Below are 13602 nucleotides of genomic sequence, written 5' to 3' on the forward strand. Positions count from 1 at the left end.
CCTCATTACCCATTATTGCTACCCGAATATAATCTTAGGCACTGTCAGCGCTACGGACTGGCCGTTGTATGTGTATGTAATCCGCTCGGTTGCATCATCAAGGATAACGGCGGCGGGTTTGAGTTTCGGCGCAAGGGCAAAATAGGCGGCGACTTCGGAAAGACCTTTTTCTATCGGGAATTTTTCGCTCAAATCGTGCAGCGAAAATTGAAGGGCGCCATGGAGAAATTGACTGCGATACTGTTCAATATGTTTTTTGAGCAAGGCTTCATCAATATAAAATTGATTAAAAATACCGCTTCGCTGCAGCAGCGCTGCCGACTCTTGCTCGGTGAATGATACGATCGGTTCAAAGCTTTGGTTAAGCGGCGGAAGGATAAGCGTCCGTGCCTGCGGGAAATGCAGTACCGCTTTTGTTTGAATACCAAACTCTTTCGGAAAAACAATATCACGCTCGGCTAGTTCAAAGGCTTTCGTCTTGATAAAAGCAATAAGTTCGGTCAGCTGCTTGTGATCACCGCAGTCACGCGAAAGCAGCACACGGTTGAGCCGGTGCGTCAGCGAATGGTTGGTGTCGATAATCTTCCGCCCCGCTTCATGCAGATATTGCTTGAGGTGCAGCAGGAAAGAATCCTCCCATGCAATGCCATGCTCGGTTACCTGTGCGATAATCGTCCGGGTTAAGTGATTGATCTCGTTTTTACCGGCATCGGCTGCAAGAAAGTCCCAAAAAGAATCGAAGGTTTGCCCCTGCGGAGTTTCCTTCATTTCCAAATTGGCATCAAGGGCGTAGCCAAGCACCGCGCCTTTTGTTTCGCTCACCGACTGTTTTTTGTATACATCAGCAAGAATGCTTTTAAAATTTTCTTCTACCTGCCGGAAATCCGATAAGAGTTCGCGTGCCGCTTTTGAAACTTCACGTAACCGTTCGACCATTTGCACCGGCGTATACACTTCCGCCTCTCCGGTTGTTTTAATTGCATCTATACGTTGCTGCAATGCTTCTTTCTGTTTTTCAAGTTCTGCAATTTGTGTTTGAGGATCGTGCGTAGTGTTTTCCGAAAGCTCTCTGAGCTTATGCAGAATATCTTGAAAGCGGGATTCGGTACCGATAAACGTTTTTGAATCCATCGTATCAAGCCAGGTAAACAGCCGTTCCACTCCCGCGCTCAGTTCGATAATCACATCCTGCCGCTCATTATAGTATTTTTTGATATAACCGGCCTTTTCCGAACACCATTTATTTGCTAAAAAATGAGCGCGCGCCTCGATGCTTTGCATTGCAAGTTTGAACTCTTCGCTGTTTTGTATTTCTGCTGTTTCTCCGCCATACCAATCGTCGATACTGCTATTGTCAAAACCGGAAAATTCCTGCGACCGCAAAAAATCCGCCAGCAGCGTTTCAAACCGATCGGCATTGACGGTTTGCAGATTCCGCTCTCTGAATATTTTAAAAAGAAACGAAATAACCGGTGCGGGATTCTTTGAACGTAAAAGCCGCAATCCCGAATCTTCCGCAATTAAGGTTGCTATATATGCACTGTCAGAGCTTTGCATAATCATTCCTTATCGTTATAAGCGATGAGAGTCCTTCTTTGATAAAATCCTGCGGGATCCGTTCTTGCTCAAGTCTGCTGCACTCAGGGTGTTCCCGTAAATAACGGAAAAGCGCTAATTCTTCGGCGGTGAGGTGTAGATCGGCGCTATCTCGCTTAGAGGATTTTCCGGGAACGGCAAACTGTGAAAATGTTTGGTATGTTGTGCTGTCCATGCAAAACGAAATAACGCCTGGAAAGACTGCGCGGAATTCCGACAGGATTTCAAATCCGTGTTCGTCTATATCGCCGAAGTAATAGAGCTTCTTTTGCCGTAAATGTTTATTGCGCTGTAATTGCACGGCGGCAAATCCCGACCCGAAAATACAAATGCTGTTAGGAACGGCGGGAAATGTCAAATACACCAGCAGATTTTCAACAACAAAAACAGTATCGACGGAATCAAAGCGAATCGCCGCAAACGATTCAAGCGGTATCTGCACCTCGCCGCTTTGGAGCATTTCTCCCGCAATAGTTACACCGATTGCATCATCCAGTAAACGGAAGCGGACAAACGGCGGCGCAGTGTGGACTCCCCATTCGGCATATACGGCTGCCGCGGTATTTTTCGGTTCGTCAAAAACCGGTTCCGGAAGAATCGCTTCAGTCAAAACCGGTTCCGCAGTACCGCTTTTCTTTAACGCGCAATAGAGTGAGAAAATCAGCGCGCGGTTTTGTTCGATAAATTTGGTGTGCACCGGAAGCGGAATTTCGCGCAGGTATAATCCGCACGGGCTGTGATGTATAAACCAATCCGCACACAAAAAAAGCTGCTCCCAATACTGTGCGTCAAAGGACTCGGTTAAAACGGAGCTATGCTTGGCCGTCCAGTCATACCAAATATCAGCGGCATCGAGCTTGAGGCATTGCGTTTTAATACGTTCAAGATTTGCTTTGAAATTGCAGGCTTCCGTTTCCTTTTGAATAAAGCGCAAAAAATCAGCTTCGGTTTCGAATAGTATTTTTTCGATAACGGTCTGCATGCCCTTGCTGCGAGTTTTAACGGCGGCGCTCACCACTGTGTAGCCGAATCCCTTTGCCTGCTTTGAATGGCGGTACAGCTTTTCCGCTTCCGTTTTCCGCATCGCAAAATCATCCGTTGCGGAACCTCGTGCGGCCGGAATATGCAGCGGAAAAAAAGCGCTGTCTCCGTTAAGTACGGAATGCAAATAACTGAGAAATTTATGCTCGGCTTTTTTTCTGATCGCTTCAACACTTATCATACTGTCCTTTGAAAATATACGGCGCATCTACTGCGTCATACGCTGAAAATAAATGCTCAACGTATCAAAGATACGCCTCCGCTTTATTTTCAGCTATCTCCTTGTATCTACACCGTCTATTTTCAAAGGCGGTGATTCTATTTAATGCAAGTATCATCACAAACGTATCAGCAATACTATCTGATGCATTTACCTCATACCGTGAAAATAATACCCCTTACAATATACCGCTTGTAGTTACTCTTTCCTTTTCTTTTTGATATCGGTCAATCGTGATATTCAGTAGGCGCGAGGTATTATCGTTATGCTTTTCGGTAATGTGAACCGATGCGATATAATCTTCTACGATGTTGATTTTATCCATCGGTGTTACAAGAATCATCTGGAGTCCGATCTCTTTAAACAGCTCCATTGCATAGCACGAATTATCCATATCGATTTTGCTGAATACCTCATCGATGATCACCAGCCGTAACGAATATCCCTCTCCACCGGTAATGCCGAATTGAAATGCAATTGCCGATGCTAAAATCGTATAGGTTAATTTTGATTTTTCTCCGCCCGACAAACTTGCAGAATCTTCGTAATATTGTTTTTGCGTATTATCGTTGAGATAATATTCAATAGCGGCAAAATTAAACCACTGGCGCACGTCCAGCACTTTTTTACGGCGCGGATCATTTTCTTTTAAGTAGGCAATCAGCGTTTCAATTTTTTTATACTCTTCAAATTCCGAACCGGATGTGCGGTTAAAAATGGAGGCGGAGTCAGGCAATGCAGCTAACAACAGAGCCTGAAAATCTTTTATGGACTGATCGGTTGTTTTGCGGTTTTCCAGCTTGATATACGTCGGAGGATTTTTGCTGTAGGGAATTGTTTTTAAGCTTTTATTCAATTCCTCTATTCCGACAATAATCTGCTGACGTCCGGTATCAAGTATGGTCTTAAAATTGGTAATATCGTTTTTTACGTGCTCATTAAAAATAAGCTTAAATTTTTTCCGGCACGAAGGTAAATCATCGCGATTCACTCGATCGTAAAAGGCTTGAAAGTCTGCAAGCCCCGATACTTCCGCTTGGAAGTCCCGTACATCGGCCTCCCATGACGGAAACTTCCGCTTTATATCCGGCTTAGGGTTTTTCACTGCGGACATTTTTTCGCGGACTTTCCGCTCCGCATTTCTGACAGCTGTTTCCGCCTGTTCGCTCTCTTTATTCAATGCCGATTCAATCCGATCCCGTTCGGTATCAACGGCTTCAGGCTGTTCAAAAGTTTTTTGTACACTGAAATGCTCTGTAAAAATAGCGAGCGCTCTTTGCATTTCTTCACTTTCTCTATCGGCATACTGATGCAGCTGAGCGGTAAATCGTTCCTGTTTGATGCGGATATCCGTCAGCTGCTGTTCCGCTTTTGAGGCTGCTGTAATAGCACCGGTACGCGCTTCTTCTTTTGTTTGCTTTTCAATTTGCAAACTTTGCAATTTATTTTCAAGCTGCCGCAATTCTTTGTCTCCGCGGAGAATAGCTTCCTTTTCTTCAAGAGACGCATTCAATGCAGCCGAATATTTTTGCACATCAAGATCATCCCAGAATTGCATCTTTTCCAAACTGCTCAAGATAGCAAGCTGACCGGTTATATCATCTTGTTTTTTCTTGCTGTCTTCCAGCGCGGTATCGTTTTTCGCAATTTCGTTTTGCAGTTTTTTCAAGCTGAACGAAAGTTCCTGCCGCTTTTGAATATTATCCCATCCGAGTACAAAGGTTTGCCGTCCCGAATGCTGCGGACGATCGTCTTTTTCGTGACGTATTTTTGCCTTAATTAAACCTGTTGAGGTAAGCGCCTTGGCCGCCCTACTAAATGCTTCCGTATCATCCGTACAGATATAATCGAACGTATCATGCAAATATGCTTCAAGCCAATCGGAAAGTTCATGCTTCCGCTGTATTTCCAATTTCGCAATAAGTGAATTTTTTTCGGGTATGTTCTTTTTCAGCTGCGGTTTGGTATCGGTTTTAAGATAGACGAGCCGTCCCCGTAAATTATGTGTTGCCGCATACGTATTCACTTTTGTATAGAGGTGAGGAGGCACCAGCAGACATAACGCAAAGTTATGCAGCAGTTTTTCTATCGCAGCTTCCCATCGGCTTTCTTCTTTTGCAACCTGCAATAGCTCTCCGGCAAACACCAGTTCTTTTTCCGAGCAGCCGATATGTGCGCATATTTGATCCCGTATATCGATATTATGCGCAGGGATATTTGTCGTCCGTTTATTGAGTGATGCCAATTCTTCGATTATCATTTGCTGTTCTTTTTTATATGCTTGATTTTGCGTATTCCGTTCAAGGCTTGATTCGTAAAGGTCATCTTTTTCTTTACTGAGTTTTTCTTTCAATTTCGGTAGCAATGCTGCATTCGCATTAAATTTCTTTTCCGTTTGCGGAATTTCCAAAGATAAAACACGGGCGCACTGTTCATAGTCCCGCACATTATTCCGGCATGTCTGCAACCGTAATTCATTGAATTGAATCTTATGCTCAATTTCTTTGATCAGAATTGCCGTGCTGTTTTTTTGAATAACTGCTTTGAGCGAATCCATATCGGCATCAAGCTGTTTTATTTCAGCTTCAAGCATATTTCTTTTATTATCAGCAAGCAACTTTTCTTGCTGCAAAACAACTATTCGTTTTGTAATCGTATTTAGGACTGTTTGTATATACCACAGCTGTAAAATCATTTTGAACTGTTTTAATGTTCTGTTCTTTTGCTCGCAGTCTTCAAATATTTTTCCGGCATCTAAAATTTCCTGCAGCAGCCTCAGCTGTTCTTGCGCTTTTTCTATCTCGTTGTATATCTGAGAAAGCTCTTCGTAATGCTTTACCAAATCATCAAAATCGCGTTCGGTATCGCGGCCTTCAAACATATAGGTTCTAATAAAGTCATTTAAGTTGCCGACTCCTTTCAGTCCAACCGTTTGGGAAAAAAGATAGAGCGCCCGATCCGAACGCAAGCCTGCAAGCTGAGAGAATGCTTCTGCATACGGGGCAAAATTATCGACGTAAAATTTGGTTCCGAATACTTCGGTCATGCGTTTTTTCCAATTGCTCTGCGGTGTAAAATCAATCCCTGCTTTTTGTATCTCTTCAATTGAAAGCCGCGTATGCGTTATCGAATAGATTTTTTGCAAGGCTCCGCCGCCGGAAAAGAAGCGCACCTGCATAAGCGTTATCGGCCCCTGATCATCTCCCAACACAAAGCAGCCGAGCAAAATAGAAATACAGTTTTCTTTTGTGCGTAAATTCTTCGCGGTGCCGGAGGTAAATTCTTCCTCGCGTTTGCTCCCGTATGTACCTAGTACATAGCTGATTTCATCGCGTTCCCGTTTACTCTCCGCTCCGGCGGATTGGTTATAAAAACGCTGCCGCGGCGGCACGATAAGCGACAAAAAAGCATCCACCAGCGTCGTCTTCCCGGAACCGTTTAAGCCGGTCAACAGCGTCGCCTTCTTTCCACACCGCATCGTATACACCTTGGAATCAAAAACGCCCCAGTTGTACACTTGAAAAAAATCAAGATACACACCGTTCTTATCAATATCTTCGGTTTTTAATAAATCGAATTGCATTAGCCGTTCTCCTAAGGTAAACGCATCAGCCATTTTGGAGTATATTCCCGCAAAATGAGAGGCTGTACCACCAGAGTTTCGCCGCTTTGCGGCTCAAATGGTGTTCCAACCTCTTATTTTGCGATATGTGGTCTGGGTGGCTGATGTGTTTACCTTGCTTGTTTTGAAAAAAAATAGGCCGTTCCGTAAACATTAACTATTACCCTATTATTATCCTTAGTTATTCTCTTCAATATGCCAGTAGCCGTTTTTGTCAGCGCCGACACGGGTGATAATATGTTGTTCTTGCAGTTTTTTCATGTTCTTAATAATATTCAACCGGGCAATGCCGACAACTGCTGCAAGCTCTTCTTGTGTGATGTAGGGATTATCCTTTATTGCCTGTATGATTTTTTGCTGATTTACAGTAATCTTTTGAGTAATCTTTACAGTAATCTTTGATTCAGTTTTAAGGATAGCTTCAATAGTATCTAAAATCACCGACAGCATAAACTCAATGAACGCCGTACTATCGGAATTGGCATCGCTTAATCCTAAGGCTTGATAATAGTCATTTTGGTGCTCTTTGATCAAGGTTTCAATAGGCAGCCATGCAAAAAAAGGTTTCCAGTCTTTCAAGATTACAGTTTGCCATAATCGTCCCATTCGGCCGTTACCGTCTTCAAAAGGATGGATAAATTCAAACTCATAATGAAATACACTGCTCTTAATGAGCGGATGCGCGTCGGTATCTTTCAGCCATTGGAATAAATCGCCCATCAAAAACGGAACCCGGTCGGCAGGGGGCGCTACGTGAACGACATTTTTGCCGTCAAAAATGCTAACCCCGTCTCTTCTATACTTACCGCTGCGGTTCACCAGCTCATGCATCATCAAGCGGTGTGCATGCAGTAAATCTTGTTCTTTATATGGATTGAGCGTTAAAAGCAGTTCATACGCTTGCACGGCGTTTTTTACTTCTTGTATCTCATTCGGAGAACCGAGTACTCGTTTTCCCTCAATAATTGCGGTAATCTGTTCGATAGTTAATGAATTATTTTCAATCGCCAGCGAAGAATGAATCGTTTGAATGCGGTTCTTTTTCCTTAACTGCACACTGTGCTCGGTATTTTCAAAATGCTGTATCTCTCCGATTTTTTCGGATATTTCGGAAATCAGGTTTATCGCTTTTGACGTAATCTTAAATGGTGGTTCGTATTGCATCGGTGTCTTATTCTATCTCATAACCGGCTAATACAATTTGTTCTTTGCACCATGTTATAACGGTTTCCATATCAGCGAGCGCTTTTCTTGTAAGTGCTTCGTCAAAGTCGGGAGATTGCGGGTACCGAAAAGTTGCCGCATATTTTGTTAAACTGATGGCGGAAATTTTTATCGTATCAGGAAACACTATCTCCGTTTGTATCATTTTAATCAACATTCCCAAATCGTGGATTTTAACGATTTCAATTTCCTTTAATACAAATAAAGCTTTAATTGCTTTTTCAGCAGCTTGCTGACAATGGAAACAAATAATTTCCAGAGGCTTTGGATGCATGGTTTCAAAAAGATGGTGCGCCGTATTTTGATCCATTTCAACAAAGCGCAGCCATTCTTTTATTGTACCTTCAAGCTCCTTTTTCATATAACACTACCCCCTCTTTTGCAACCGTTTTTTCCAGCGTCGGATAGAGCTTTCGTTTTTCAAAATGCTCTTTATAATTTACGATAACATCGCACGGCTTTGCCTGAATATCAAAAATTGCAAAATAAGCTTTATCGCATAAAAGTAACGGTGTTTCGCTTTCTTCCCGTTCATCTACCACAACATAAAAATCATAGTCGCTCGTTTCGGTTTCTTGATTGCGTGCGTAGGAGCCGAACAAATAAATCCGTTCCGGGTCAAGCGCTTCTCTAATTTTTTCGGCTATTTGCCGGATCTCTTCAGTTATCATTAGTATGTTATTATACCAAATTTTTGACGATTCCGCTACCTTGCGCTTTTAATGTTTTGTTCTGCTTCAGTTCAAAAGCTGCTACTGTATACTATTATGTCCCGTTCTTTTGTTGTGGGTTTTTAATAGTCAATCTTTCAGAAATAGGATATACTGACCGTTAAAAAAGGAGCAGTCATAGGAGGCTGAATGATGACGGCACAGTGGGCGGCAGTCTGTATAAAATTGTTACAAGGGGCTATTTACGAAAATGAGGAACCTGAGGCATGGAAGCTCTTGCAGCAATACCAGCGTGAAATTGCCGCATATTTTGACCAAATCGGTATCAGCCTCTTTATTGAACCGGCCGACGGCTACGCATTTTTAGAGCAAAAAGAGAGCGAAGAAGGGGATTCTAAATCTGTTAAGCTTATCCGGCATTATCCGCTGTCATTTGAGTTATCATTGCTGTGTGTACTGTTGAGGGAGGCCTTGGAGCAGTTCGATGTTTCTCAAAATACATCTTCAATTTTAGTACTTAAAGCGAGTGAAATCCGTGGAATGCTTTCCATCTATTTTAAAGAAAAAACCGATCAAACAAAACTCTATAAAGAATTAAATAGGTATTTAAATCAAGCTGTCGATATAGGCTTTCTTAAAAACTTGAGCGAAAAAGACCTCAGCAAAACAGGTGATGCAGATATTGACCCTGCGTATGAAGTCCGCAGAATAATACGGGCAAAAGTCAGTGTCGATTTTTTAGCGGAATTTAAAGAGCGGCTGCAAAAGCTTTAGAAACCGGCTAACCCAATATTTTCCGCCCCTGCCCATAGACCAAAAAATTCTTCCTACAGCCGGTTTGCTTTTTTCGTGAGTTTTAATAGTTGGGCAGCTCTAACAGCTCGGTTAGATTTTTAGAGCTACCCAGTTAATCTTTCAGAAATAGGATACGCAGACCTTTAAACCCGCCGTGCGCCGTCTCCTGCCTCACAGGCAAAAAAGGAAGCCGTCAAGCCTGTCTTTTCGGTATAGGCGTTGCCGACACGGGTGGTAAATTCCGCAATGGCATCTTTTTGCACTAAGGCAATGGCACAACCGCCGAATCCCGCACCGGTCATCCGCGCACCTAAGCAACACGGTTCAGCATTAGCGGCATCGGCAAGCGTATCAAGTTCAAGACCGGTTACTTCATAGTCGCGCCGTAACGAGTCATGGGATGCCTTGAGCAGTTCACCGAGTTTCGGCAAGTTACCGGCTTTTAGAGCCGCGACCGCAGCAAGGACCCGTTCGTTTTCCGTAATACAATGGCGCACCCGTTTAAAGATACGCTCATCGGCTATTGCCGCCTCAACCGCAGTCAAATCAGCAGAGGTCAAGTCACAGAGATTGTAAACGGTCTTAATCTTTTGTAAAAGAGCAAGACCTTCCATACATTCGGCGCAGCGTTCATTATACTTTGAGTCCACAAGCGCACGTTGCTTATTGGAGTTCATCACAACAATACGATAATCACCCAGAACAAGCGGTACATATTCATACTCAAGCGTTGCCGTATCAAGCAGCATCGCACATTCTTTTTTACCCATTGCAATACTGAACTGATCCATAATTCCGCACTGCATATTCATAAAAACATGCTCAGACTCCTGCCCCATTTTAGCAAGTTCTACCGCATCAACCTTAAAGCCGAACAATTCGGCGACTGCCCGTCCGAATCCGACTTCCAGCGCAGCCGACGAAGAAATACCGCCGCCTGCCGGCAATTTGCTAAAAAACAGTACCTCAAAACCGCTTGTCAGTTTGTATCCGCCTTTTTGCAGCATCGCGAGCATACCGTTCAGATAGTTCGCATATTGATTTTCTCTCCGGTACCGGAAAGTTTCCGTAGAGGAAAATTCAAGTGCACCCGGAAACCGTATATCATCATAGATAATCGTTGTATCGGCTCTCTTGCGCAGCAGCACATAGAGGTACCGATTGATCGCCGCAGGAAACACCTTCCCCCCGTTATAGTCGATATGCTCCCCGATAATATTGATACGGGCAGGGGAGGCAATCATCATGATTTCTTCCGTACCTGCTCCGTACCGCTCGGTAAAAGCCTTTGTCAATTCCGCCTTCATCTGTTCTTCCGGCAAATCGGTTAAAAACTGTATAAAGTCATGCTGTGTCATGGTGATCCTCTCTTGGGTAATCGCAGCAGACATTTTTGAAGTATTCCCGCCAACTAAATAAGGCTGTTCAACCAGAGTTGAACCTGCGGTTCAAATGGTTGCCACGCCTTATTTATTTGGCGATTCTGATTTATCTGTCTGCTGCGATTACCCGTCTTTTAAAATAGACTTCCGGCAGCTGATGCTTTTTGCATCGTTACTCTTATTTTCGGCATTTTGAGGCGGATGTCTTATAAGCAGCCGCTTACAGTACCGATGAAAGATCTGCGATGACGGTATCGATTCGTCTATTGATAATATGAGTAACGGTAAACGTTATCCGCCCGCAAGTGATTCTCTCTTTAGTATGCGGTAAATATCCCCATTTTTCAAGTAGAAAACCGCCGAGTGTGTCATAATAATCGGAGTGAAAATCGGTGTGCAGTAATTCGTTGCAATCTTCCAGCTTTAACGCACCGGGGAGAACAAGCTGCGATGTATTGATAAAGCGTACCGAACGCATCGGATCGTTCCGCGCCTTACCGTACTCATCCTGCACCGTACTGAACACTGCGGCAATGATATCATCCATCGTAATGAGCCCCGCTACGCCGCCGTGTTCATTGATGACGATTGCGATATTTTGCATCTTGGCATTCATCGCTTTGATAATAGAAAAGATGGAAGCTCCCTCGGGAACAAAAATTGCAGGACGCTGCAAAGTCTCAATGTTCGGCTCCCGCCGCTCCTGCAAAGCAAACAGCAGCGTCTTATAATGGATAATACCGGTAACGGTTTTTGTTTCGGCATTGTAGACAGGCAATCGGGAAAAACGGCTGCGGCGGAACTGTTCAATGACTTGCGGAAAAGTCGCGGCGGAATCAACGTAAGTAATCGCCGTACGCGGCGTCATAATATTGCGGAGTTTTACATCCTGCAGCAAAACGGCTTTGCGCAACAGTGCTTCTTCTCCGGCGGCGAGGGCGCCGTCTTCTTGCCCGATATGCACGAGCAGTTGGAGGTCTTTTTCTTGAAGCGTATCCGGCGTTGTTTTCGGGCGGGCATTACACAGCCTGAGCACCGCTTTTGTCAGCAGCGAAAATACCGCCACAATGGGGCGGAGCAGTGTGTAGCACACATACAACGGCAGCGAGGCTTTCTTGCCGATCGATTCCGCCCGTTCGGTTGCCAGCGCTTTGGGGAAAATTTCGGCAAGGATGATGATGAGCACGGTAATAATCGCAGTCGCTGCGGGAACCGCTTGCGCACCGAACACATTGAGGGTAAAGGCGGTAATAAGCCCCGAGTTCAACGTGTTGACAAAATTGGTGCCGATAAGCGCGGTCGTAACGATTTTTTCTTTCATCTCCACCAGCCGAGCCAACCGCTGTGCGCTCTTACGGGAACTTTTTTTGAGGCTGCGGTATTCCGATCGCGTAATAGCGGTTACCGCCGTTTCCGTACCGGAAAAAAAGGCTGCGCAGGCAAGTAGGATAATTATTTCAACACTGATTATAACGAGCTTCATTCTTCCGCCTGCATCCGCACTTCAACTTGCTCAATACGGTTTGCTTCAACCTTTGTTACGGTAAAAAGATATGGTTCAATACTGATTGAATAACCGGCCGCCGGAATTTCCCCTGCTTTCTCCATAATATAGCCGCCGATGGTATCGCTATACTGTGATTCAAGGGTGAGGTTCAGTTTCTCGTTTAAATCGGCGAGCCGTGTAACGCCTGCGATGGTGAAGGTCGATGGCGCTTCCGCTTCATTACGGGCAGTCACTGTATTATCGCCGCCTATACCATCGGCTCCTGCCTGTACCGGTGCGGTTGAGGATGAGCTTACCGGTACGGAATTTGATATATCTCCGAATTCATTTGCCGCCGATGGTGCGCCGGCTTCAGTTACCGCTATAGCCGCTGCCTGCTCGGATTTGCTTACCGCCGGTAAAGCTGTTGATGCGTTATCGGATACAGCCTGCGCTGCCGCTGCCGTTTCGGCCGTATCATCGTGTATGTTTATATCTGCCGCAGTGGTATGAGAGTTCACGCCTGTCCGTACATCATATTCGTCAAGAATACTGCCGAATATTTCTTCGCTGACATCCTCGACGGTTATCAATCCTGCAGTGCCGCCGTACTCGTCAAGTACAATCGCCATTGTCTGCTGCTCGGTATGGAACTTTTTTTCCACTTGAGCGAGCTTCGTTGTTTCAAACACAAAAAGCGGCTTACGCAGATAGGCCCTTACCTGAAAGGCAGCGCTTCCGTCTAAGTACTCAGGGGAAAAGAGAAAGTCTTTAATATAGAAGAAACCTTGTATTTCATCGATATTCGTACTGTATACCGGAAAGCGCGAAAATCGGGATTTTTTTGATAGCTCTATAATTTCTTCCGCAGATGCTCCGATGTGAATTGCCGCAATGTCGCGCCGCGGCGTCATCACGCTGCGAACGGAAAAGTCGCCGTAACGCAGGATATTCGTCAGCACGGTGCGTTCATCACTGCCAATAAAGCCGCTTTCTTCCCGTGCCTGAAAAAACTCGCGTAAATCGGCCTCGGTAACGGTTGCCGTATTTTGCGCTTCACGGATACCGCAAAGCCGCAGTAGTACACCGGTAACTGCGGAAAAAAGCGTAACTGCCGGTGAAAGGATCGCCATCAATAATAGAATAAATCGGGCAAAGGCAAGGCTCAAGGCATCGGGGTACACCAACGCAATCGACTTAGGCAAAATTTCGCCGAAGATCAGCAGCAGCACCGTACCGGCGGCGACCGCAATCCCCAGTCCGGAATCCCCGAATATCCGCAGCGCAGCAGCAGTCAGCACTACGGAAATAGCGATGTTGACAATACTATTTCCGATTAAAATCGTCGATAAAAATTTTTGTTTATTTTGTAGAATTTTTTCCGCCCGCGCCGCCGCACGGTTGTTCCGTTCACGTAAAAACCGCAGCTTGAGCTTATTCAAAGACAGGAACGCCGTTTCCGCCGACGAAAAAAACATCGACAGCAAAAACAGCGCCAACAAACTGACGAGCAGTAAGATTATATGCGGGGGTTCTCCAGTATCCATATTCGATAGAGTATATTA

At 44.8% G+C, this 13602-nt stretch carries 10 protein-coding genes; 1 reads left to right on the forward strand and 9 read right to left on the reverse strand.

Annotated elements, in window-relative coordinates:
* Positions 1-18: 18 nt before the first annotated feature.
* From HGH47_RS03540 to HGH47_RS03565, 6 genes are all read right to left on the reverse strand, one after another.
* The gene (locus HGH47_RS03540; protein ID WP_212565563.1) at positions 19-1557 is read right to left on the reverse strand and encodes a DUF3375 family protein; all 1539 of its coding nucleotides are present in this window, start codon (positions 1555-1557) and stop codon (positions 19-21) included.
* Positions 1544-2818, reverse strand: a complete 1275-nt coding sequence (locus HGH47_RS03545; RefSeq protein ID WP_212565564.1) for a Wadjet anti-phage system protein JetD domain-containing protein — start codon at positions 2816-2818, stop codon at positions 1544-1546. Before HGH47_RS03545 ends, HGH47_RS03540 begins: the two co-directional genes overlap by 14 nt.
* Before the next feature lie 217 nt (positions 2819-3035).
* The gene (locus HGH47_RS03550) at positions 3036-6440 is read right to left on the reverse strand and encodes an ATP-binding protein (RefSeq protein ID WP_212565565.1); all 3405 of its coding nucleotides are present in this window, start codon (positions 6438-6440) and stop codon (positions 3036-3038) included.
* A 216-nt stretch (positions 6441-6656) separates the two neighbouring features.
* Positions 6657-7643 (reverse strand): Fic family protein, encoded by a 987-nt coding sequence (locus tag HGH47_RS03555; protein WP_212565566.1) that lies wholly within the window; start codon positions 7641-7643, stop codon positions 6657-6659.
* Between the two features lie 7 nt (positions 7644-7650).
* Entirely contained in the window at positions 7651-8064 is a 414-nt protein-coding gene (locus tag HGH47_RS03560) for a HEPN domain-containing protein (protein WP_432910426.1), read from the reverse strand.
* Positions 8048-8374, reverse strand: coding sequence for a nucleotidyltransferase family protein (locus HGH47_RS03565; RefSeq protein ID WP_212565568.1), 327 nt, complete (start codon positions 8372-8374; stop codon positions 8048-8050). The genes HGH47_RS03560 and HGH47_RS03565 overlap by 17 nt, the downstream gene beginning before the upstream one ends.
* Positions 8375-8563: 189 nt before the next feature.
* Between HGH47_RS03565 and HGH47_RS03570 the strand changes: the two genes are divergently transcribed.
* Positions 8564-9148: a DUF4194 domain-containing protein gene (locus HGH47_RS03570; RefSeq protein ID WP_212565569.1), complete on the forward strand. Its 585-nt coding sequence runs from the start codon at positions 8564-8566 to the stop codon at positions 9146-9148.
* 164 nt (positions 9149-9312) lie between these two features.
* On the opposite strand, the gene HGH47_RS03575 is transcribed toward HGH47_RS03570, so the two are convergent.
* The 3 genes from HGH47_RS03575 to HGH47_RS03585 form a co-directional block, all read right to left on the reverse strand.
* Positions 9313-10527, reverse strand: a complete 1215-nt coding sequence (locus HGH47_RS03575; protein ID WP_212565570.1) for a galactokinase — start codon at positions 10525-10527, stop codon at positions 9313-9315.
* A gap of 244 nt (positions 10528-10771) precedes the next feature.
* Positions 10772-12034: a hemolysin family protein gene (locus HGH47_RS03580; RefSeq protein ID WP_212565571.1), complete on the reverse strand. Its 1263-nt coding sequence runs from the start codon at positions 12032-12034 to the stop codon at positions 10772-10774.
* Positions 12031-13584 carry a hemolysin family protein gene (locus tag HGH47_RS03585; RefSeq protein ID WP_432910431.1) on the reverse strand — a complete coding sequence of 518 codons (1554 nt, stop codon included), beginning with the start codon at positions 13582-13584 and terminating at the stop codon, positions 12031-12033. The genes HGH47_RS03580 and HGH47_RS03585 overlap by 4 nt, the downstream gene beginning before the upstream one ends.
* Between the last annotated feature and the right edge of the window lie 18 nt (positions 13585-13602).

It is taken from the genome of Treponema sp. OMZ 805 (genome assembly GCF_050937395.1).
In the GTDB taxonomy this organism is placed as follows: Bacteria; Spirochaetota; Spirochaetia; order Treponematales; family Treponemataceae; genus Treponema.

Excerpts from the sequence above, each read along its gene's own strand:
- HGH47_RS03540 (WP_212565563.1), bottom strand. The coding sequence starts at position 1,557 with ATGCAAAGCTCTGACAGTGCATATATAGCAACCTTAATTGCGGAAGAT.
- HGH47_RS03545 (WP_212565564.1), bottom strand. The coding sequence starts at position 2,818 with ATGATAAGTGTTGAAGCGATCAGAAAAAAAGCCGAGCATAAATTTCTC.
- HGH47_RS03550 (WP_212565565.1), bottom strand. The coding sequence starts at position 6,440 with ATGCAATTCGATTTATTAAAAACCGAAGATATTGATAAGAACGGTGTG.
- HGH47_RS03555 (WP_212565566.1), bottom strand. The coding sequence starts at position 7,643 with ATGCAATACGAACCACCATTTAAGATTACGTCAAAAGCGATAAACCTG.
- HGH47_RS03560 (WP_432910426.1), bottom strand. The coding sequence starts at position 8,064 with ATGAAAAAGGAGCTTGAAGGTACAATAAAAGAATGGCTGCGCTTTGTT.
- HGH47_RS03565 (WP_212565568.1), bottom strand. The coding sequence starts at position 8,374 with ATGATAACTGAAGAGATCCGGCAAATAGCCGAAAAAATTAGAGAAGCG.
- HGH47_RS03570 (WP_212565569.1), top strand. The coding sequence starts at position 8,564 with ATGATGACGGCACAGTGGGCGGCAGTCTGTATAAAATTGTTACAAGGG.
- HGH47_RS03575 (WP_212565570.1), bottom strand. The coding sequence starts at position 10,527 with ATGACACAGCATGACTTTATACAGTTTTTAACCGATTTGCCGGAAGAA.
- HGH47_RS03580 (WP_212565571.1), bottom strand. The coding sequence starts at position 12,034 with ATGAAGCTCGTTATAATCAGTGTTGAAATAATTATCCTACTTGCCTGC.
- HGH47_RS03585 (WP_432910431.1), bottom strand. The coding sequence starts at position 13,584 with ATGGATACTGGAGAACCCCCGCATATAATCTTACTGCTCGTCAGTTTG.